General features: G+C 36.4%; 20 protein-coding genes. 13 read left to right on the top strand and 7 right to left on the bottom strand.

All coding sequences use genetic code 11. The annotated features are described in order from the left end of the window. Nucleotides 1-12: 12 nt before the first annotated feature. The 3 genes from ACY2RT_RS08465 to acs are packed head-to-tail and all read left to right on the top strand — an operon-like array spanning nucleotide 13 to nucleotide 3,061. Nucleotides 13-618, top strand: coding sequence for a GNAT family N-acetyltransferase (locus tag ACY2RT_RS08465; RefSeq protein WP_490155476.1), 606 nt, complete (start codon nucleotides 13-15; stop codon nucleotides 616-618). After that, entirely contained in the window at nucleotides 608-1,150 is a 543-nt protein-coding gene (locus ACY2RT_RS08460) for a GNAT family N-acetyltransferase (RefSeq protein ID WP_490155475.1), read from the top strand. Before ACY2RT_RS08465 ends, ACY2RT_RS08460 begins: the two co-directional genes overlap by 11 nt. 3 nt (nucleotides 1,151-1,153) lie before the next feature. Beyond that, a complete protein-coding gene (gene acs, locus ACY2RT_RS08455; protein ID WP_490155474.1) occupies nucleotides 1,154-3,061 on the top strand; it encodes an acetate--CoA ligase in 1,908 nt (635 codons plus the stop codon). Nucleotides 3,062-3,114: 53 nt separating this feature from the next. Here the strand turns inward: acs and ACY2RT_RS08450 are convergent, their stop codons facing one another. The 4 genes from ACY2RT_RS08450 to gdhA all read right to left on the bottom strand — a co-directional run bounded on the left by ACY2RT_RS08450 (nucleotide 3,115) and on the right by gdhA (nucleotide 10,040). Next, complete coding sequence (locus ACY2RT_RS08450; RefSeq protein WP_490155473.1) at nucleotides 3,115-5,526, bottom strand: TonB-dependent receptor; 2,412 nt, start codon at nucleotides 5,524-5,526, stop codon at nucleotides 3,115-3,117. Nucleotides 5,527-5,531: 5 nt separating this feature from the next. After that, a complete protein-coding gene (gene recO / locus ACY2RT_RS08445) occupies nucleotides 5,532-6,248 on the bottom strand; it encodes a DNA repair protein RecO (protein ID WP_490155472.1) in 717 nt (238 codons plus the stop codon). Beyond that, entirely contained in the window at nucleotides 6,248-8,542 is a 2,295-nt protein-coding gene (gene porZ / locus ACY2RT_RS08440) for a type IX secretion system anionic LPS delivery protein PorZ (RefSeq protein ID WP_490155471.1), read from the bottom strand. The genes recO and porZ overlap by 1 nt, the downstream gene beginning before the upstream one ends. A 154-nt stretch (nucleotides 8,543-8,696) precedes the next feature. Then, nucleotides 8,697-10,040, bottom strand: coding sequence for an NADP-specific glutamate dehydrogenase (gene gdhA, locus ACY2RT_RS08435; RefSeq protein ID WP_490155470.1), 1,344 nt, complete (start codon nucleotides 10,038-10,040; stop codon nucleotides 8,697-8,699). Nucleotides 10,041-10,288: 248 nt separating this feature from the next. On the opposite strand from gdhA, the gene ACY2RT_RS08430 reads away from it, so the two are divergent. After that, on the top strand, nucleotides 10,289-11,089 hold the full coding sequence (locus ACY2RT_RS08430) for a THC0290_0291 family protein (protein ID WP_490155469.1): 801 nt from the start codon (nucleotides 10,289-10,291) through the stop codon (nucleotides 11,087-11,089). A 75-nt stretch (nucleotides 11,090-11,164) separates the two neighbouring features. Here the strand turns inward: ACY2RT_RS08430 and ACY2RT_RS08425 are convergent, their stop codons facing one another. Next, nucleotides 11,165-12,310: a cystathionine gamma-synthase gene (locus ACY2RT_RS08425; protein WP_490155468.1), complete on the bottom strand. Its 1,146-nt coding sequence runs from the start codon at nucleotides 12,308-12,310 to the stop codon at nucleotides 11,165-11,167. A gap of 65 nt (nucleotides 12,311-12,375) precedes the next feature. On the opposite strand from ACY2RT_RS08425, the gene ACY2RT_RS08420 reads away from it, so the two are divergent. Genes ACY2RT_RS08420 through ACY2RT_RS08405 form a run of 4 tightly spaced genes read left to right on the top strand, consistent with a single transcriptional unit; the run spans nucleotide 12,376 to nucleotide 14,794 of the window. Beyond that, complete coding sequence (locus ACY2RT_RS08420; protein ID WP_490155467.1) at nucleotides 12,376-13,137, top strand: RsiV family protein; 762 nt, start codon at nucleotides 12,376-12,378, stop codon at nucleotides 13,135-13,137. A 1-nt stretch (nucleotide 13,138) separates the two neighbouring features. Beyond that, nucleotides 13,139-13,495: an arsenate reductase family protein gene (locus ACY2RT_RS08415; protein WP_490155466.1), complete on the top strand. Its 357-nt coding sequence runs from the start codon at nucleotides 13,139-13,141 to the stop codon at nucleotides 13,493-13,495. Beyond that, a complete protein-coding gene (locus ACY2RT_RS08410) occupies nucleotides 13,495-14,385 on the top strand; it encodes a DMT family transporter (RefSeq protein WP_490155465.1) in 891 nt (296 codons plus the stop codon). Before ACY2RT_RS08415 ends, ACY2RT_RS08410 begins: the two co-directional genes overlap by 1 nt. Before the next feature lie 46 nt (nucleotides 14,386-14,431). Beyond that, the gene (locus ACY2RT_RS08405; RefSeq protein WP_490155464.1) at nucleotides 14,432-14,794 is read left to right on the top strand and encodes a SnoaL-like domain-containing protein; all 363 of its coding nucleotides are present in this window, start codon (nucleotides 14,432-14,434) and stop codon (nucleotides 14,792-14,794) included. Nucleotides 14,795-14,827: 33 nt separating this feature from the next. On the opposite strand, the gene ACY2RT_RS08400 is transcribed toward ACY2RT_RS08405, so the two are convergent. Next, nucleotides 14,828-15,301 carry an acyl-CoA thioesterase gene (locus ACY2RT_RS08400; RefSeq protein ID WP_490155463.1) on the bottom strand — a complete coding sequence of 158 codons (474 nt, stop codon included), beginning with the start codon at nucleotides 15,299-15,301 and terminating at the stop codon, nucleotides 14,828-14,830. Nucleotides 15,302-15,388: 87 nt separating this feature from the next. Here ACY2RT_RS08400 and ACY2RT_RS08395 point away from each other — a divergent pair, with 87 nt between their 5' ends. The 4 genes from ACY2RT_RS08395 (at nucleotide 15,389) to nadD (ending at nucleotide 18,517) form a co-directional block, all read left to right on the top strand. Then, the gene (locus tag ACY2RT_RS08395) at nucleotides 15,389-16,348 is read left to right on the top strand and encodes a YheT family hydrolase (protein ID WP_490155462.1); all 960 of its coding nucleotides are present in this window, start codon (nucleotides 15,389-15,391) and stop codon (nucleotides 16,346-16,348) included. Nucleotides 16,349-16,470: 122 nt separating this feature from the next. After that, on the top strand, nucleotides 16,471-17,328 hold the full coding sequence (locus ACY2RT_RS08390; protein ID WP_490155461.1) for a YicC/YloC family endoribonuclease: 858 nt from the start codon (nucleotides 16,471-16,473) through the stop codon (nucleotides 17,326-17,328). Further along, entirely contained in the window at nucleotides 17,328-17,927 is a 600-nt protein-coding gene (gene gmk, locus ACY2RT_RS08385; RefSeq protein WP_490155460.1) for a guanylate kinase, read from the top strand. The genes ACY2RT_RS08390 and gmk overlap by 1 nt, the downstream gene beginning before the upstream one ends. Next, nucleotides 17,927-18,517, top strand: a complete 591-nt coding sequence (nadD, locus tag ACY2RT_RS08380) for a nicotinate (nicotinamide) nucleotide adenylyltransferase (RefSeq protein ID WP_490155459.1) — start codon at nucleotides 17,927-17,929, stop codon at nucleotides 18,515-18,517. Before gmk ends, nadD begins: the two co-directional genes overlap by 1 nt. A 72-nt stretch (nucleotides 18,518-18,589) precedes the next feature. On the opposite strand, the gene ACY2RT_RS08375 is transcribed toward nadD, so the two are convergent. Then, nucleotides 18,590-19,507 (bottom strand): nicotinic acid mononucleotide adenyltransferase, encoded by a 918-nt coding sequence (locus tag ACY2RT_RS08375; RefSeq protein ID WP_490155458.1) that lies wholly within the window; start codon nucleotides 19,505-19,507, stop codon nucleotides 18,590-18,592. A gap of 124 nt (nucleotides 19,508-19,631) precedes the next feature. On the opposite strand from ACY2RT_RS08375, the gene ACY2RT_RS08370 reads away from it, so the two are divergent. Then, nucleotides 19,632-20,636 carry an NAD(P)H-dependent glycerol-3-phosphate dehydrogenase gene (locus ACY2RT_RS08370; RefSeq protein WP_490155457.1) on the top strand — a complete coding sequence of 335 codons (1,005 nt, stop codon included), beginning with the start codon at nucleotides 19,632-19,634 and terminating at the stop codon, nucleotides 20,634-20,636. Nucleotides 20,637-20,772: the final 136 nt, after the last annotated feature.

The following is a 20,772-nucleotide window of genomic DNA, read 5'->3' as shown; positions in this document are numbered from 1 at the left end:
TAATAGTTTATAATGAACTTCAATTTTGATACAGACTATACGTTAGAAAACAAAGTGGTGTTACTCCGGCCATTAACTATGGAAGACATGGAACATTTGTCTGTATATTCTATTTATGAACCACAGATCTGGGACTATTCCATAACCCCTGCTAGTGGACTCGAAAACTTAAAAAAGTATATGGAATTAGCTTTACAGGGACGTGCTACAAAAACAGCCTATCCTTTTATTGTTTTCGACAAGCGTGCCCAAAAATATGTTGGCAGTACGCGTTTCTATGACATTCAGGAATCTCACAATACCACTCAATTAGGATTTACATGGTATGGAAATGAATTTCAGGGAACAGGTTTAAACAAGAATTGTAAATATCTTTTATTAGAATTTGCTTTTGAAAAAATAGGCTGGGAACGAGTTGAATTTAGGGCCGATGCAACAAATCAACGCAGTATCGCTGCTATGAAAAGTATTGGCTGTACCGTAGAAGGTATTTTAAGAAGTAATTATAAAAACCCAACAGGAAGAAGAGATAGTATTGTTTTAAGTATCCTTCAAAAAGAATGGTTTGCCAATGTAAAAAGTGATCTTGCTAAAAAACTGCTTCGTTATGAATCTTGAAACAGAACGATTGTTAATTTCTGAAATCACTTCAGAAGATATTAAGGATATTCATCATATAAATAGTTATGAAGCCGTAGCACAATTCAATACCATTGGTATTCCTGAAGAGCTCTCGGTTACTCAAAAATTATTACAACCTATTTTTGATGATCAATCAAAGAAAGAGAGGACATGGTACTTATGGGTGGTCAGGAAAAAAGATACTTCCGCACTTATTGGCCAAATTGGGATGATTATGTCCACAAAAAAATATAATAAGGCAGAGATCTATTATAGCTTGCTTCCCTCTCAATGGAGAAAGGGGTATGCCACCGAAACAGTTAAAGAGATCATTAGATTTGGGTTTAACACATTACAATTGCACCGTATTGAAGCTGGTGTTGCTACAGAAAATGTTGCTTCCATCAAAATTTTGGAAAAGATTGGAATGACCCGGGAAGGACTACACAGAAAAATACTACCCCTAAAATCCGGATGGACAGATAATTATGAATATGCTATCTTAGAGGAAGACAAAAGAAGGTATTAAAATATGAGTGATTACCACATAAAAAGCCTGGAAGAGTACTTTCAAGTCTATAGAAAATCGGTTCAAGATCCCGAATTATTTTGGTCAGCAATAGCAGAAGAGTATTTTGTTTGGCAGAAGAAATGGAACAAAGTGCTTTCCTGGGATTTCACCAAGCCTGAAATAAAATGGTTTGAAGGGGCTCAACTTAATATTACCAATAATTGTATTGACCGCCATCTAGCAACCAGAGGAGATAAAACAGCAATAATTTTTGAGCCTAACAATCCAAATGAAGAAGCTCAACACATAAGTTACCGGGAATTGCACGATAATGTATGCAAATTTGCCAATGTATTGCGGTCACAAGGAATTTCTAAAGGTGACCGCGTATGTATCTACTTGCCTATGATTCCTGAGCTGGCCTTTTCAGTGCTGGCTTGTGCTCGTATTGGCGCTATTCATTCGGTAGTATTTGCGGGTTTTTCTGCAACAGCACTTGCCACACGCATTAATGATTCAGATTGTAAAATAGTGATCACCAGTGATGGTTCTTTCAGAGGAAATAAAACGATAGACCTTAAAGGAATTGTAGACGAGGCTTTAAAAAATTGTCCCTGCGTAGAGACCGTTCTGGTAGCTAAACGTATTAATTCTAATATACAACTAAAAGAAGGCCGTGATAAATGGTTGCACCCTTTATTGAATACAGCCTCTAAAGAATGTATCCCTGAAACGATGGCGGCTGAAGATCCACTCTTTATTTTATATACTTCAGGCTCTACCGGAACCCCTAAAGGAATGGTCCATACCTCTGCAGGCTATATGGTCTATACCGCCTATACGTTTAAAAATGTTTTTCAGTATACAGAGGATGACGTATATTGGTGTACCGCAGATATTGGCTGGATTACCGGACACAGTTACATTATATACGGGCCTCTGGCTAATGGTGCTACAACAATTATATTTGAAGGTATTCCTTCATATCCGGATTGGGGGCGTTTTTGGCAGATTGTTGAGAAGCATCGGGTAAATCAATTCTATACAGCGCCTACGGCCATTCGTGCACTTGCCAAAGAAAATCTCAGCTTTGTGCAAAAACACAACCTTTCTTCTCTAAAAGTATTGGGTACTGTAGGAGAGCCCATCAACGAAGAAGCCTGGCACTGGTACAATGACAATATTGGAAAAAAGAAGAGCCCGATTGTTGACACCTGGTGGCAAACAGAGACTGGTGGTATTCTGATCTCTCCCATCCCTTTTGCAACACCTACTATTCCTACTTTTGCAACCTTACCGCTCCCCGGCATCCAGCCTTGCTTAATGGACGAAAAAGGCCTAGAAATGGATGGCCTTCAAGTAGACGGGCGTTTGTGCATTAAATTTCCCTGGCCGTCAATGGCACGTACCATCTGGGGGAACCACCAACGATATAAAGACACCTACTTCTCGGCTTTTGAAAACAAATACTTCACCGGTGATGGTGCTTTACGGGATACTACAGGTTATTATCGAATTACCGGCCGTGTAGATGATGTAATTATTGTTTCCGGGCACAATCTTGGGACTGCTCCTATTGAAGATGCTATTAACGAACATCCTGCTGTAGCAGAAAGCGCTATTGTAGGTTTCCCTCATGATGTGAAGGGAAACGCGCTCTATGGTTATGTGATTTTAAAAGAAACAGGTGAAGACAGGGATCATGACAATGTGCGTAAAGAGATCAACCAGATCATTACAGAACATATAGGACCCATTGCTAAATTGGATAAAATTCAGTTTACTCCCGGGTTGCCAAAAACCCGTTCCGGAAAGATCATGCGACGTATTCTTAGAAAAATAGCCTGTAAGGACACTTCTAATTTAGGAGACACCAGTACTTTGTTAAATCCCGAAGTTGTAGAGGATATTATAAAGAATGCATTATAATTATACCCTCATTTCTTTTCTGAAATGTTTTTTGACTACAAAAAAGTCACCGTTTAGAATATATAATTGGCAGATACAATCAAATTACGCCCTGCCGAAGCGATCCCCGAAGAATATGTTCTATACCTTTGGTTGGTAATATTCTCTAGAATAGCATTAAGCTGTATCGTTTCTGTAAGGCTGTATTGTGCTCCAAAGTTTACTGTATACCATCGCGGTGAATAGGGATTCCCATTCTCATCTTTAGCATAAAGATAATCGTTCGCTATCTGACTGGGAGCTAAATCTTCAAAATCAAATTGTCCGTTGTATTCGGCAAAAGCATCCAGCTTCCATTTGTCTTTGGTAAAACGTAAGTGAGTATTTCCAAACTGAGGTGCTGCATGGCGTACTGGAGCCGTAGAGCCATCATCTTCCTCTTGATAACCGTCTGTGATATTGTATTGTGACGTGAGTTGCCATGCTTCGCAGAAATTCACTTCCAACCCTGCTTCCAAGCCATAGATCTCTGCCTTTCCGGCATTTTGTATCGCCTGGACATTACTAAGTTCGCCCTGGTATTCAATTTCAGTTTTGCCATCCAAACTAAAATCACGACGTACCAACGCATCGTTCAAAACAGTATAAAAAGATGCGACATCCAGTTTCACAACATTGTCAAAATTAAGTGAAGCAGCAATTTCACCATTGTAAGCATATTCATGTTTCAGGTCGGGATTGGGTACCACAACACTTCCGGGTTCACTGTCAAAGATCTTTCCTATATCGTCTACATTAGGGGCTCTAAAAGCAGTAGATAAATTTGCTTTTAACCCTAATATATCACTTGCCCGAAATGCTAATCCGGCACTTCCTGTAAGGGCTCCGGTATCGATATTTGCTTCTGAAAAAGGAAAATCAAAAAAAGCATCGTCAAAAAAAGCATCCACTAAAATATGATTGTAGCGTAGTCCTCCCTGAAAGGAAAGACGTTCTGCAAATTTCCACTGCAAACTACTATAGGCAGCTATACTCTGCCAGGTCGCCCCATCCGGATAACGGGATGCATCAGGTTGAGATGTTCCATTAGTGATATCTGTCTGGGCTCCAACGCTACCTACGCTATTAAAAACATATTCTACACCATAAAACAACAGGTTTTTCTTTCCTAATTTCTTTTCAAAATCCCAGGCCGCACTATAAGCATCTACTGTTTCATTGGTTTCAAATAAAACGGTGTCTCCAAAATCACGATCATTCCGGCTTTCTTTAAAACGCTGGTAGGATAGCGTTACAATGCTTTCATCATAAATTCCGGTATTTGAAGGCTTATTTCTGGCTTGTAAATTGCCTGCAAGCCATTCTTGTGGCCCATAATACCATTCGGCTGCCCTTAAATTGTCATTTCTTTTTCTAATCAATCGATCATAACGTGGGTAATTTCCCGTAGTGGTATAAAACACTCCAAGGTCAAAATTCCAATTGTCTGAAGGCATATAACGTACTTTTTGCATCGCATTGATCTGGTTATATCCTGTAGGAACTTGTACACGAGGGTCCGGGTTAGTGACCACTACATCTTCTCCATTAACAGTTGTTGCATATTCCGGGCGCAGGTAATCATCCGGCCCATGTTTTCCCATTTTCAAATCACCAAAATCACTATAGGTTACACTCGTTAAAAATGCCCACTCTTTGGCTCCGAAATTAAAATCAACATGTCCTGTTTTTTCCTCATTAGCAGTAGCATAACGTGCATTCACATTTCCACTAAAAGTGATTCCATCTTCAAAAGAAAATTTAGGTTTTTTGGTATAAAAGTTCATCACCCCTCCTATTGCATCACTTCCATAGACAACACTTCCGGGGCCTAAGATCACTTCGGTTCTTTCTATAGAAAAAGGATCAATAGAAATCACATTTTGCACATTCCCACTTCTATAGATAGCCGTATTAAAGCGTATTCCATCGACAGTAATTAACAGCCTATTCGTGGAAAACCCACGTATCAAAGGACTCCCTCCTCCTAATTGGCTCTTTTGCACATAAATCTGTCCGCTACTTTCCAAAAGGTCTGCTGCTGTTTGCGGATTTGCAAATTGAATATCTGCAGAGGTAAGGCTTGCTATTTGCTGCGGAAGGTCTTTCTTTTGTTGCCCAAATTTTGCTACAGAAAGCACCACTTCTTCCAATGTGCTGGCGTCTGTCACCATAAAGACAATATTTCCGGCAGCAACAATTTCTTGTTTACTAAAAGCAATATTTATGTGTGAGATATGCTGAAAGTTAATAGTTTCAGTATCCGAAAAATTTGAAATATCTATATACCCATCAAAATCGGTCACCCCACTTTTGGTTTTTTCATTGTTATAGACTGCTACTCCAAGGATGGGTTCCCGGGTGTCTTCTTCTAAAACTTGAATGGTTTGGGATATTACTGCGTTGCATGAAAAGATTAACACGATGAGTAATAAGGGTAAGCGCATAGTAGTTAAAATAGTTGATGAAGTACCAAAAGAGACTTCGGTTTTTTATAGCCCTGCAAATGTAATTGATAATACACTAAAAGCAAATTTAGCGTAGCTAAACGTACTTTTTTTGTCAATTTAATTTGCAGAATTGCATCAAAATCTATGCCGAAAAACCCTTTGAATGCCTCTACAGCTTCTCCTTCTTCGCAGTAATTTCCCAACGAATTTTGCTGAAAATTACCCTCCAATAAGTTAAAGTACTGATCCTTAATATTTGATGCATCTGGATAAAAACCTAAATAAGCTGTTAATTTCAAAAGAAAAAGAATGTGAAAATTAGCAATATCATCATGATGGTCTAACCAATGTAAAGATTGTTCTAAATACTGATACAATTCTGTATTGACCTCTCCTTCTTTAACAGAATTTTTAAGCATTTCAGCCAAAAATAATACCATCCCCGATTTTATAACATTGGTATGAAGTGTTTGGTAGGGGTGTAATATTTTCGCTTCCCGAATACTTTCTAATGTTCCCTTATTTCTGTGTATGGCTATAAGCTCAAGCTGAGTAAGTGGCTGGAAGAAGGAAGCTCTGAGTTTTCCTTTTTTCGATTTTAAAACATTGCGTAGTAAATAGCTCTTTAAGCCCTCTTTTTCTGTAAAACAACTAACTATAAGGTCTGCTTCTCCATATTTAATGGTTGAAAAAACCAATGCCCTAGTTGTGACCAGCATTAGCGAATGATCATTATTTTAGAGACTTTAGTTTCCAAAGCATCATCTGTAGTGATTAGCACCAAATAGACTCCCGAAGCGACCCGATATTTCCCAAAAGCAGTAGTATCCCATAATATGCTCCCTCCTTCACTGGTATCTTCAAAAACGAGATTCCCTTCAATGTCTGTTATCTTTACATTGGCTCTGGCGGTTAATCCATCTATCGTAACATTTCCGGTAAAGCCGGGCCGTACAGGATTGGGAAAAGCATATACTTCTTCCAAATTCTCACGTGGAGCCGTTGAAGTGCCATTGTAAGCCACCAAACCGTTAGTTGTAGCAAAATATACGGTACCGCTTAAATCATCAATAGTGATATCCTGTACATTGTTGGAAGGTAAAGGCGAATTATCTTTTGTAAAACGCAATAGTGTTTCCTGACCGTTAGATGATAAATAAAATACTCCGGAGGTTGCTGTAGAAATCCATTTATTGTTTGACCCATCTACTTCAATATCGGTAATAGATTGTTGAAACAAGAGTTCCTGAGCTACATCGCCATCCAGGATAATAATTGCTTGCGTATCTGTATTGGCTCCTTCTTCAAAAAAACTTCCGGTACTAAATAATACCCGCAAGCCTTTTAAAGATCCTATCCACAATCTATTTTGATTGTCAAAAGCCAAGGCTCTAATATTATTTGATACCAGATTTCCGTTTCCAATATCTTCTCCTATTAAATTGAAATCACCTGATGTAGGATTATACCCTACTAACCCGCTTTCAGTTGCACCAAAAAACACATAACCCTCTCTACTAACCGCAACTTCACTTAATGCAATCTCACTTTCGGCATCAATGACGGCAGAGATATCAATTCTTTGAAACTGCCCGGAAGGGGATAGTTTGACAAGGCCTTCGTTAATCCTGGATTGCACAAACCATAAATTACCCTCCCTGTCGTAATCAGATCCGTAGATTCTAATCTCCGCTCCCGGATTGTTTGGCGGAACCTCTAATGGACTGGTATTTTCATTTAAAAGAACACTAGGAACCTGCCCGTCAATTTTAAGTAATCCTTTTTGAAAAGAACTCATGTATACCTCATCGGGGTTCTCCGGATTGATACTTACATTTACAATATCTGTCACTTCTGCTCCTACAGCAGCCTCCAGGTCTTCATACATTATATTGGTCCATGCTTCATCCTTCAAATTACTAATCCCCCGTTTACTTAAGGGAAAAGGGTTAAAATTTACATCTACATCTCCAAATCCCACCCATAATTGCCCCGGAGTAGCATCAATTGCAAAAGGAGTATTTAAAAGAGGCCCATCCGGAAGAATTTGTTGCGCTTGATTGGTTCCAAAAGGTACAATGAGCATTCCCAACTCTGTCGTCCCCATATAAAATGTATTATTGAACGCCAACCCAGACTGCAATTCATACTCAAAATCAGATGTTGAAGTCACCAATGCTTGCTGTACATACCCTTCCGCATAAGATTGAATCGTATTGGGTGTTGTGATCGTAAGAAAGTTGTTTTCGACATTGAAATCTACAACAGTTTCATTAAAATTTTCAACAGCGGTTGTAATCCCATCAGGAGTAAAGCGTGATACGGTATTACTTCTGTTAACTGTATATAATTCTTCATTTAATGTCTGGACCCCTCTCCAGCCTCCACCAATAATGGTCGTCCATTGCTCAAAATCTATAAGATTATCGTCTGCAACTAATGCTCGTCTCATTCCATTGGAAGAAGATGCTGCAAAAATATATGGCTCTTGAACGGTGGTTTGTACAATATCTATTTGAGTACCCAGATCTCCAATAAAATAGGTGTCTCCAAATTCCAAGGCAGCTAAATCGAATACTGAAACTCCAAATTCGGTAGCTATATATAAATTGCCTTCGTATTCGTTAAAATGATTAATTCGTTTTTTATCCGGGGGAATGGTTTGTTTATCAAGAATATCTACCACTGTTAAGATATCTTCATCACCGTCAATAACTATTTCTATAAGTCCGTTTTCGTAACCTATTACCAATAGATCAAAGTTTTCACTGTAATAAATGGTAGAGATTAATTCTCCGGAAAGCCCATTGATAGAAGAAATAGTATTTAACTCCTGTGTACTTAGATCATATGTAAAAATGGAATTTTCAGCGGCTGCATAAACACGATCATTCCCGTGAGAAATACTTTTTACTGAAGTATAAGAAAAAAATCCAGACCATTGGTTTTCAAAATTTTGAGCTGTAATCCCAAAGGATATTAATAAAAAGAATAAAGATGATCTTAACTTCATACAATGAACCGTTTTTCAAGTAGTATAACATGCTAAAATAGTATTTATTGCAGGAATGGAATGAAAAAAGGCTGCCTTTTTAAAGCAGCCTTTTTTAGTCTTAAATTGTTTTACTATTTCTGTTTAGAAAAGAGCAAAAATGCATCTATGGGCACTATACTACTCCCTGTGCCAACATAGCATCTGCTACTTTAACAAAACCGGCAATATTCGCTCCTTTTACATAATCTACATAACCGTCACCATCTTTCCCATACTTCACACAAGCAGCATGGATGTCCGCCATAATTCCATACAGTTTTTCGTCTACTTCTTTCGCTGTCCAGTTTAAACGAAGTGAGTTTTGAGACATTTCTAATCCTGATGTTGCTACTCCTCCGGCATTAGAAGCTTTTCCAGGAGAGAAAAGAATTTTTGCTTCCTGAAATACCGTAATAGCTTCAGGTGTACAAGGCATATTAGCTCCTTCCCCTACACACATACAGTTATTGTTAACCAATATTTTGGCTTCATCTTCATTTAATTCATTTTGAGTTGCACATGGTAAAGCAATATCACAAGGGACAGTCCATGGGCGTTCGCCTTCAAAGTATTTTGCTGCAGGATATTTATCAACATATTCTTTGATACGTCCCCGTTTTACATTTTTAAGCTCCATCACAAAAGCCAGTTTTTCTTCATCGACCCCTTCTTCATCAAGAATATATCCGGAAGAATCTGAAAAAGTAACCACTTTACCACCAAATTCCATAGTTTTCTCCGCTGCATATTGCGCTACATTCCCGGAGCCGGAAATAACTACTGTTTTCCCTTTAAAGCTCTCGCCCCGGGTTTCTAGCATATTTTTGGCAAAATATACATTCCCATATCCTGTAGCTTCCGGGCGGATCAAAGAACCTCCGTAGGAATATCCTTTTCCAGTCAATACACCGGTAAATTCATTGCAAAGACGTTTGTATTGCCCAAACATATACCCTATTTCTCTTCCTCCAACACCTATATCTCCTGCCGGCACATCTGTATTTGGGCCGATATGCCTTGATAATTCGGTCATAAAACTTTGACAAAAGCGCATTACTTCTTTATCACTTTTCCCTTTAGGGTTAAAATCTGACCCTCCTTTGCCACCACCCATGGGTAATGTAGTTAAACTGTTTTTGAAGGTTTGTTCAAAACCCAAAAACTTCAAGATGCTTAAGTTCACAGATGGGTGAAACCGAAGGCCTCCTTTGTATGGCCCGATCGCAGAGTTAAATTCTACACGATACCCTCTGTTTACCTGTATTTCTCCATTATCATCGGTCCATGGCACACGGAATATGATAGTACGTTCCGGTTCTACCATACGCTCAAGAAGTTTTTTATTTTGGTATCTTTCGTTTTCTTCAATAAAAGGAAGTACCGTTTCGGCTACTTCTGTAACTGCCTGCATAAATTCAGGCTCATTTGGGTTTGTGGTTTCAACTTGAGAAATGAAGTCTTTAATACTCTGTTTCATCTGTATTTTTTTGTTGTTTTATAAAAAATTATTTGAATAAGGAATTGCCATAAATAATGGGCTTTAGAATCATTAATAAGTAAGAATATACTTATTACAATTCATTTTCGTTATTTAGGGAACAAATATAGTTTATATAGCAAAATTGTTCACGTTTTTTTTACGAATACACTAAAAAACAATAGAATATTTCGCTGTTAGATATGTTTTTATATATTTGTTACGTCTCAATCTAAACTTAAAATACAATGAATACCAGAATTTTGTTATTGGTATTTTTCTTTCTGATATGTTCTAAACAGGAAGTTTATAGCCAATTTGGTTTCTCTCACGAAGTTGGAATTATCACTGGTCCTGTCGCTTTTTATTCGGATTATGGAGTGCGGAATGATTTTGAAACCAATTCTGGAAATGTTGGCTTTGGTGTTGGATTGATTCACTACATTAACTTTTCATATAGAGCAGATTGTAACTGTTATACTCGTGATACTTTTTTTAACGACCATTTTAAGGTTCGTAATGAAATTGACTATCATAAAACCAATCTGGAGCATTTAGGTAAATGGGTTGATCCGGACCGTACTTCAATTACCGCAGACCAATTACGGGCCATGAAAGGATCTACTACTGTTTTTGATATTGGTTCTCAATTGGAGTATTTTCCGTTAAGTATTCGTGATTTTTCTGCCGGAGCTTTTAAAATAGCTCCTTTTATGAGTTTTGGAATACATTGGGTGAATTATGACCCTGAAGTATACAGTGAATTAGGCGCATTGAACACTCCTATTACGACACCTCCAAAATATATCAATTCTTTTCAGCAAGAGGGAGATTCAACCTGGTCTGTCGTAGGAAGTATAGGAATACGTTATAAATTAACTCCTTTAAGTGATTTGATGCTGGATAGCCGCTGGCAATATTATTTTTCCAACTGGGTGGATGGCTTAAATCCTTCCTTAGAGAATAATGGAACCGTTCCGGTTCCCGAAAACAAAGCAAACGACTGGATATACTGGTTGAATATTGGATACATTTATTATCTGGATTAAAAAACTCTATAGTATATAAATAAGAAAAGCCCGAATCATATGATTCGGGCTTTTCTTTAACAATTATCTTAGGGTTTATCCTATTGCTTGTCTTAAATCTTCTATTAGATCATCAATATCTTCAATACCTACACTTAAACGGATCAATGAATCTACTACACCGGTTTTTTCACGTTCTTCTTTTGGAATACTTGCATGCGTCATACTTGCAGGATGTCCGGAAAGGCTTTCCACACCACCCAAACTTTCTGCTAAAGTGAAAATTTTTAGGTTTTCTACAATTTTAACAGCCTCATTATAATCATTCCCTTTGGTTACAAAAGAAATCATTCCACCAAAATCGTCCATTTGTTCTTTGGCAATTTCATGATTTGGATGACTTGGGAAACCTGGCCAATAAACTTTATCAATTTTAGGGTGGTTTCGAAGATATTCTGCCACTTTTTTCCCATTCTCACAATGGCGTTGCATACGTACATGTAATGTCTTTATTCCACGTAGCATTAAAAAACTATCCTGAGGACCACAAATGGCTCCGCTTGCATTTTGAATGAAGTATAGTTTGTCTGCTAGGTCTTTGTCACTTACAACCAAAGCTCCCATTACCACATCGCTATGCCCACCAAGGTATTTGGTAGCACTATGCATCACTATATCTGCTCCCAAATCTAAAGGTCTTTGCAAGTAAGGAGTTGCAAATGTATTGTCAACTGCCAATAGAATGTTATGTTTTTTAGCAATAGCAGCAGTCTCCTTAATATCTATAATATTCATCATGGGGTTTGTAGGAGTCTCTACCCAAATAAGCTTTGTGTTTGTATTCACATAGTCTTTGATCTTAGCTGCATTTTCCATTCCTATAAAATGGAACTTCACCCCAAAATCTTCATAAACCTTTGTAAACAAACGATAACTACCTCCATAAAGGTCATTTGTAGAAATAACTTCATCTCCTGGCTTTAACAGTTTGATCACAGCATCTATAGCAGCCAGACCACTACCAAAGGCCAAACCGAAATTTCCATTTTCTAAACTTGCAAAAGAGCGTTCTAAGGCAGCCCTTGTTGGATTATGTGTTCTGGAATATTCAAATCCCTTGTGCCCTCCCGGAGTAGATTGAGCATAGGTAGAGGTTTGATAAATTGGAGGCATTACAGCTCCATATGCCTTATCGTGTTCTTGACCACCATGGATGGTTTTGGTATTAAATTTCATCTGCATTAATTTTTGAGAAACAAAAGTAAGTGTTTACTTTTTTATAACTAAATCTATAGTATTTTTAACGTATGAATAACAAAATTTCTATTCTATTTATATTTCTATGCTTTGCTATTGGATGCAAAAAAGAAGTCTCTTTAGTTTTTGTTTCGGAAAACCTAACTGATGCTGATCTGGAGATTTGCAAAACGATTTCCTGCCCCGAAGTGACAGTTGCTTATGTTGAAGCCATTGGAGATGAAGTCGTTTCAGAGGAAATCAATTCAAAAATAAAAGGGTATATTATTGAATCCCTATATATAGGAGATGAAGAGAAATCACCTACAGCCCTTACCATTTCTGAAGCTATTAGCAGCTTTATAAAAATGTATAGAACTCATAGTGCAGAATTTCCCGATATGTCTGCAGAATATTTTGCCGAAGTTTCTGTAAATGAAACCTATATTTCAAAAGATTTGATGGGTTTTGAATTGAGAAACTATCTTTATACAGGTGGTGCACACGGATACGGATCGGTCACTTTTTTGAATCTTCATTCCTCAAACGGGAAAGAAATTACTTCAGAACAGCTTTTCAAGGAGTTTTCGGCATTTACAAAATTTGCAGAAGAAAAATTTCGGGAAGCTCATGAAATACCAAAAGAAGATCCTATTAATTCAACCGGATTTTGGTTTGAAAATGATACTTTTTCATTACCTGAAAGTATCGGTATTACTAAAGAAAGTATTGTTTTAAGGTATAACCCCTACGATATTGCAAGTTATGCTACAGGCCCGGTAGAATTGGAAATTCCGATGGGAGAAGCTAAACCATTTTTAAATTTTAATTAAAATGAAAAAAATATACTACCTATCTACATGTGATACCTGTAAACGTATTATAAAAGAGGTTGACCTTCCTTCTTCCTTTATAAAACAAGACATAAAACATGAAGAAATTACTGTAAAACAATTAGAGGAATTAAAAGAGTTGGCAGCGAGTTATGAAGCGCTTTTTAGTAAGCGGGCAAAACTGTATAAAGAGCGAGGGTTGAAAGATGAAAATCTAAAGGAGCGTGATTTTAAAAGACTATTGTTGGAACACTATACTTTTTTACAGCGACCTGTTATTGTACATAATAACCAAATTTTTATTGGAAATAGTAAAAAAACTGTAGAAGCACTTAAAACCTCTCTTCTGAACAGCTAATGAATAAAAGAGCCTTAGCTTTATTAGCAGCCACTGCAGCCAGTGCCATATACGGAACCAATCACACCATTGCCAAAGGGCTGATGCCAGATGTAATACAACCTTATGGTTTTATTCTACTTCGTGTATTGGGAGCGGCTTTGTTGTTTTGGATAATTGGTTTCTTTTTTCCTTCTGAAAAAATTGAACGAAGAGATTGGTGGCGTATTATCCTTTGTTCCTTTTTTGGAATGGCGCTCAATATGCTTATGTTTTTTAAAGGCTTAAGCCTTTCCTCTCCAATAAACAGCTCTGTAGTTATAACGCTAGTTCCTGTGCTATTGTTAATTCTTTCAGCAGTTTTTCTGAAAGAAAGGATCACTTGGTTAAAATCTATTGGAATTGGTTTAGGGCTGGCAGGGGCTCTCATACTTATTCTTTTTGGAATTAAAATACAAGCTAATGCACCTAATATTCCGTTAGGAAACATTCTGTTTATTGTTAATGCTGCTTCGTATTCTGCCTATCTTATTCTTGTAAAACCATTAGTAGCTAAATACAGCTCAATTACATTGATGAAGTTGTTTTTCCTTTTTGCTGTATTTATGAATTTACCTATCGGTATTCAGGAACTTACTCAAGTTGAATGGCCTCTATTGAACTTCGATGCTATTTGGAAACTGTCTTTTGTAGTGATAGCAACAACCGTATTAACCTATCTTTTTAATATTTATGCCCTTAAACAACTAAGCCCCTCTACTATTGGAGCCTTTATTTATTTACAACCTTTATTGGCTGTAGTTTTTGCTATTATGGCAGGGGCCGATACTCTTACACCTTTGCGTGCAGGTGCTGCTGCACTTATTTTTATTGGCGTATTTCTTTCTACTCGAAAACCTAAAAATACTTAGCATTTTCTTTGTATCTTTTCTGTCCTAATTTTTAAAATTTATCGTTATGAAAACTGAAGAGATTGCAAATAATCTGGTAACCTGGTGCAACCAAGGAGAATGGCAACGTTGTTATCAAGAGCTATACAGCCCAAAAATTGTTAGTATTGAACCAGAAGGAACACCAAATAATGTTTCCAATGGTATGCAAGAAGTAGCAAAAAAAGGAGAGTGGTGGCAAGAAACCTTCGAGGTACACAATAGCAAAGCAAGTGACCCCGTAGTTGCCGACAACTGGTTTAGTGTAAAGTTTGAAATGGATACAACCCACAAACCCAGTGGCCAACGATCGCAATCATCAGAAATTGGAGTGTATCAGGTAGAAGATGGAAAAATTGTGCGAGAACAATTTTTTTACAACCAAATGTAAAAAATAAAACCCCGAATATTGTCGGGGTTTTATTTATATATCTTTTGGGGTCTGGCCAAATTTACGCGTGTCTTCCTTAGTGAAGACCTTAAAATTCTCCGTTTTTAATATACTGTTTAGGTTATTATATAACTCTTCCGGCAATTCTCTTAATTTTCTTTCTTTTAGGTCTATCCAGCCACCCATCATTTCACAACGCGCAACATTTTTGCCTTTATAATCATAAAAGTTATGCAAAAACTGAAAATACATCCCTTTTTCAGAAAGCCCCTTTAGTTGTAATGAAACACGAATAGGTTTTCCGGGGAATACCTCTTTAAAATAAAACATGTGCTCATAAAAAACAACGGGGCCAATATTATGCTCCATCATTTTAGCCTGACCAAAACCATTTTCATGCATATAACTCAATCGTGTATGGCTCATATAGTTTATATAAGCACTATTTTCCAAATGCCTGTTGGCATCTAAATCATTCCAACGAACCTCAAATTCTTTTGTATACATCTTCAAAAATTTTTCACAAATTTAAATTACTTTCGCTGAATACAAATCCTGCTTATGTTTGATTTCTATTAAAATTCTTTAATCTTTATGCCCATTATAGAAAGTACATATTCACCTCCCTATATTTTTAAAAACGGGCATTTTTCTACTATCTATTCTGCCAAGCTGCGCCCTTCTCCAAAATTATTGCAAGAACGGGAACGTATCTCTCTACCTGATAGCGATTTTCTGGATGTAGACTGGTCCTTTTCAAAAAAGAAAGCTCATAAAGTTGCTATTTTACTTCACGGGCTCGAAGGCGATGCACAACGAACCTATATGAAAGGACAAGGCAAATTATTAATAAAGAATAACTGGGATGTAGCCGCTGTAAATTACAGGGGGTGTAGTGGTGATATGAATATGTGCTATTCATCTTATAATGCAGGCAAAACAGATGATCTGGAGGCTGTTATAAATTTTATTCTGAAAAAGGATCAGTACAGTGAGATCGTGCTTATTGGTTTTAGTCTGGGTGGTAATTTATTACTGAAATACCTGGGAGAACGGGAGTTGCTTCCGAAGCAGATAAAAAAAGGGATTGCTATTTCTTCGCCTCTTAGTTTAAAAGGTTCCCTCGAATCACTTACTTACTATTATAATTGGGTCTACCGCACTTCTTTTTTATATACTATGAAGAAAAAATACAAAGCGAAAATGATTCAATTTCCCGAACAAATGAATGTTTCCGATCTAAAAAAAATAAAGTCATTGTTGGATTTTGATAACATTTATACTGCACCGGCACATGGATTTAGCGATGCTTTTGATTACTATCAAAAAAACAGTAGCGGTCAATTTCTTCCAAATATTAAGATTCCTGTACTTATATTAAATGCTAAAAATGACACTTTTTTATCTCCCGAATGTTATCCTTTAAAACTTGCTTCAAAAAGTAAAAATATCTATCTCGAAATGCCTAAATATGGCGGACATGTTGGATTTCATCAAAATAACAAGCTTTACTACAATGAACAACGTACTTTAGATTTCATGAAGAAAGTGTAAACCATGATTATTGTAAAGATATGGGTATTATTAACTTCCGGAAACCTGTCGTAACAAACCCGCCAACAAAAAAGTATACTCCCCTAATTTTACTACCTTTACCACAATTTTAACATGAGCATATGATTCAATCCATGACTGGATATGGTAAGTCTATAATACAATTGCCTTCCAAAAAAATAACGGTAGAAATTAAATCGTTAAACAGCAAAAATCTCGACCTTAATACAAGAGTGCCATCCTCTTATCGCGAAAAAGAATTAGCCATGAGGGATAAGCTGGCTAAGTCTTTGGTTAGAGGAAAAGTAGATTTTAATTTATTTGTTGAAATTACGGGAGAGACCACCAATACTCAAATCAACGAAACCATTGTAAAACAATATATAAAACAACTCTCTTCTGTCGTTGACGGAGATCCGGTTGAACTACTGAAAATGGCAGTGCGCATGCCGGATTCCTTAAAAACAGAGCGAGATGAAATTGATGAAGCTGAGTACGATGCTATCCTTAAAGCAATTGATGAAGCATTGTTAGCTGTTACAAATTATCGTAATGACGAGGGAAAAGTTCTGGAGAATGACTTTGTGAAACGCATCGAAAACATATCAACTTTACTTGACCAGGTAATTGAAATGGATGGAGAACGTATAGATAATGTAAAAGAAAGATTGAGGAAAGCAGTGAATGAATTAAAGGAATCTGTTGACGAAAATCGCTTTGAGCAGGAACTTATCTACTATCTTGAAAAATATGACATTACCGAAGAAAAAGTACGACTTAAAAATCATCTGGAATATTTTACTGAAGCTATTCAATCAAAAGATTCTAATGGGAAAAAATTAGGTTTTATTTCCCAGGAGATCGGTCGTGAAATTAACACTATTGGCTCTAAATCTAACTTTGCTCCCATGCAACAATTAGTAGTACAAATGAAGGATGAGCTGGAAAAAATTAAGGAACAAGCCTTAAATGTACTATAATGAAGAAAGGCGGAAAATTAATTGTTTTTTCAGCACCTTCCGGAAGTGGAAAAACAACCATTGTGCAATATTTACTACAACAGGAAGATTTAAATTTAGATTTTTCGGTATCTGTGACTTCTCGTGAACCACGGGGAGATGAAAAGCATGGTGAAGACTACTATTTTATTACTCTGAAAGAATTTAAGCAGCACATAAAAAATGGCGATTTTCTGGAATGGGAAGAAGTCTATCGAGACAATTTCTATGGAACCTTAAAAAATGAAGTAGAGCGTATTTGGGCCACTGAAAAAAATGTGATCTTTGATATTGATGTTGCAGGAGGACTACGTATTAAAAAAAAATACCCGGAAAAAACGCTGGCAGTTTTTGTAAAGCCGCCAAGTATTGATGAACTTAAAATACGGTTGAAAAAACGCAAGACAGAAAGTGATGACCGCATCAACATGCGTATTGCTAAAGCTTCTGTCGAACTGGCTACAGCCCCACAATTTGATTATATTATTGAAAACAATAATTTGGATGAGGCTCTTAAGCAATCTCATGATCTGGTTGCCGATTTCATTCAGAAAAAAGAAGACTCCAAAGAAAAGGAATAATGACTTCCAATAAACGTATCGGTTTGTATTTTGGCACATTTAATCCTATACATGTAGGACATTTAATCATTGCCAATCATCTGGTGGAGTTTAGTGACCTCGATGAGGTATGGATGGTAGTTACTCCTCACAATCCACATAAAAAAAAATCTACTTTATTGGAAGATATCCATCGCCTTACAATGGTGCGTATTGCGTTGGAAGATTATCCAAAATTAAAAGCAAGTACTATAGAGTTCGATCTTCCACAACCCAATTATACAGTAAACACGCTAACACATTTAGAAGAAATTCATCCCAATATGGATTTTTGCCTTATCATGGGTGAAGACAATTTAAAGAGTTTTCATAAATGGAAAAACTATCAGGTCATCCTGGACCGATATGCTATTTATTGTTATCCCAGAATTTCTGAAGGAGTTTTAGAAACACAGTTCAGTGATCACCCAAAGATTACAAAAGTAAATGCTCCTGTTATGGAGGTTTCATCAACTTTTATAAGAAACAGTATTAAATTGGGTAAAAACATTCGTCCAATGCTGCCTTACGAAGTTTGGAAATATATTGACGAGATGAATTTCTATAAATAAAACCGCCCCGACAAGTAAGATACTAGTGGAGCGGTTTCAACTAAATAACCAACCAAAAAATTATTATGTTTTTTAGAAGTTGCTGATTTTTTTCATCTGCTTAGCAATGGTAGCTTTAGATTCTCTCAACTTCCCTTCTTTATTTTTATATTGAATATATCCTCGCCCCGTGAAACGATATAGCGTCCCGGATGCATTATGGAACAATTCTATCTTGTTGTCATTAATAACGCTCAAGTCAAAGTATTCATTGCCCAAAAAATCATAGTCCAATGTTAAATATTTCAAATATTGATCTCCCGGAACATCATCAACATTATATACTCCGGTATAATCCCAGTAAATACTATATGGATTGGTCCCATTAGGATCCTGAGAGCTTTGAAAATTTCCATCACCTCCGCCAGGTAGAAACTGTACAAAGTTTTCATTATCAAACTCGTTCAAAACACCATATTCACTGGTATAGGTTTTTTCCCATGTAACAAATTCCTGAAGAAAATAATGGATATTGTCATAGAAGAGCTTGTTATAATCAAACGTACTTCGCTGATAACCTTCTAAAATATAGGACAGGTTCTGCTGTGGAAAATACAACTCAATTTCATTGTTACTTAATTGAATAACATCAAAAGAATAGAATCCATCAATATCATGCGAAATATCCAGTATAAAATCGAAGGTATCGTAATACCCTACAGCGATTCCAAAGCCTCCACCCTGATCACCAATACCAGAAAGGTTATTATTAGCCATCAATGTTCCGTTTCTAAATGAAACTGTAAATGCTTTTTGTAAAAATGGAATGTATCCGCTTCCGGTTGTTCTATCAATATCCACATACCATAACTCATAAGAACTTACTAATTCCTCTAATGTTATAGAAGGTACTTGATCAATATAATTATCTTCTACGATCACTTCGGTATAGCAAGAAGCAAATAATGTTACAGTTAATGTAAATCCGAATAAAAGTCTAACTATTTTCATAACCTTTGGTTTTATTATTCTAATAATAAGATTCCAAAAGCTATGCCAAAAACATATATGCCTGATTTATAGAAATATACAATCCATTTTTATTCGTTATTTTTGAAATGACTAAAATAAATCTATGTCCAATACACCTAAATTTGCTGTTTTTGGAGGCGGAAGCTGGGCAACAGCCATTGTAAAAATGCTTTGCGAGAATCTAAATGAAGTAGGCTGGTATATGCGAAGTATTCCTGCTTTAGAACACATTAAAAAAGAGAAACACAACCCTAATTATTTGAGTTCGGTAGAATTCAATGTAGATCAACTCAAATTAAGTAATAATATTAATGAGCTGGTGGATTATGCAGATTATCTCATTTTTGTTATCCCATCCGCATTTTTGGAGACAGAACTAAAAAAAATTACATCCTCTCTTAAAAGCAAAATAATCTTTTCTGCCATTAAAGGAATTGTCCCTGAAAGTAGTTTGATTGTGGGTGATCATTTTTATACTAATTACAACATTCCATTTAAAGACATCGGTGTAATTACAGGGCCCTGTCATGCAGAAGAAGTAGCTCTGGAACGACTTTCCTATTTAACCATTGCTTGTGCAGATGAAAATAAAGCAAACATAGTAGCCAAAAATTTAAGTAGTAATTATATTAAATGTTCCACAAGTGATGATATAAAAGGAACAGAATATGCAGCTATGTTGAAAAATATCTATGCTATTGCCGCCGGTATTGCTCATGGTTTAGGGTACGGAGATAATTTTCAAAGCGTCTTAATGAGTAATGCCATTCGGGAAATGAAACGTTATGTTAAGAAAGTACATAAAATGAAACGTGACATTAATGGCTCTGCTTATTTGGGAGATCTATTGGTAACCGGATATTCTACCTTTAGCCGAAACAGAATGTTTGGTACTATGATCGGAAAAGGATATACCGTAAAGAGTGCCCAAATGGAAATGAGTATGATAGCAGAAGGATACTATGCTACTAAAAGTGCTTATGAACTCAATCAGTTAAAAAACAGAAAAAAAGCTAAAACACCTATTATAAATGCTGTATACAACATTCTTTACAAAAACAAAAATCCAAAAGAAGTCTTCAAAAAATTAACGGAAAAATTGAACTAACCAACTTTTTTGTTTTAAAAACTATTTCTACTCTCTTCTATACTTTGCATAGAAATAATTTCACATCTGATATAACAGATAACCCAGGTATTTTATCGAAAACTTTTATTAGAAATCTTCCGATTCATTAAAAAAA

It is taken from the genome of Ulvibacter sp. 2210JD10-4 (assembly GCF_058148525.1).
Note: the sequence above shows the minus strand (reverse complement) of the source record. Positions and strands in the feature narration are given on the sequence as shown.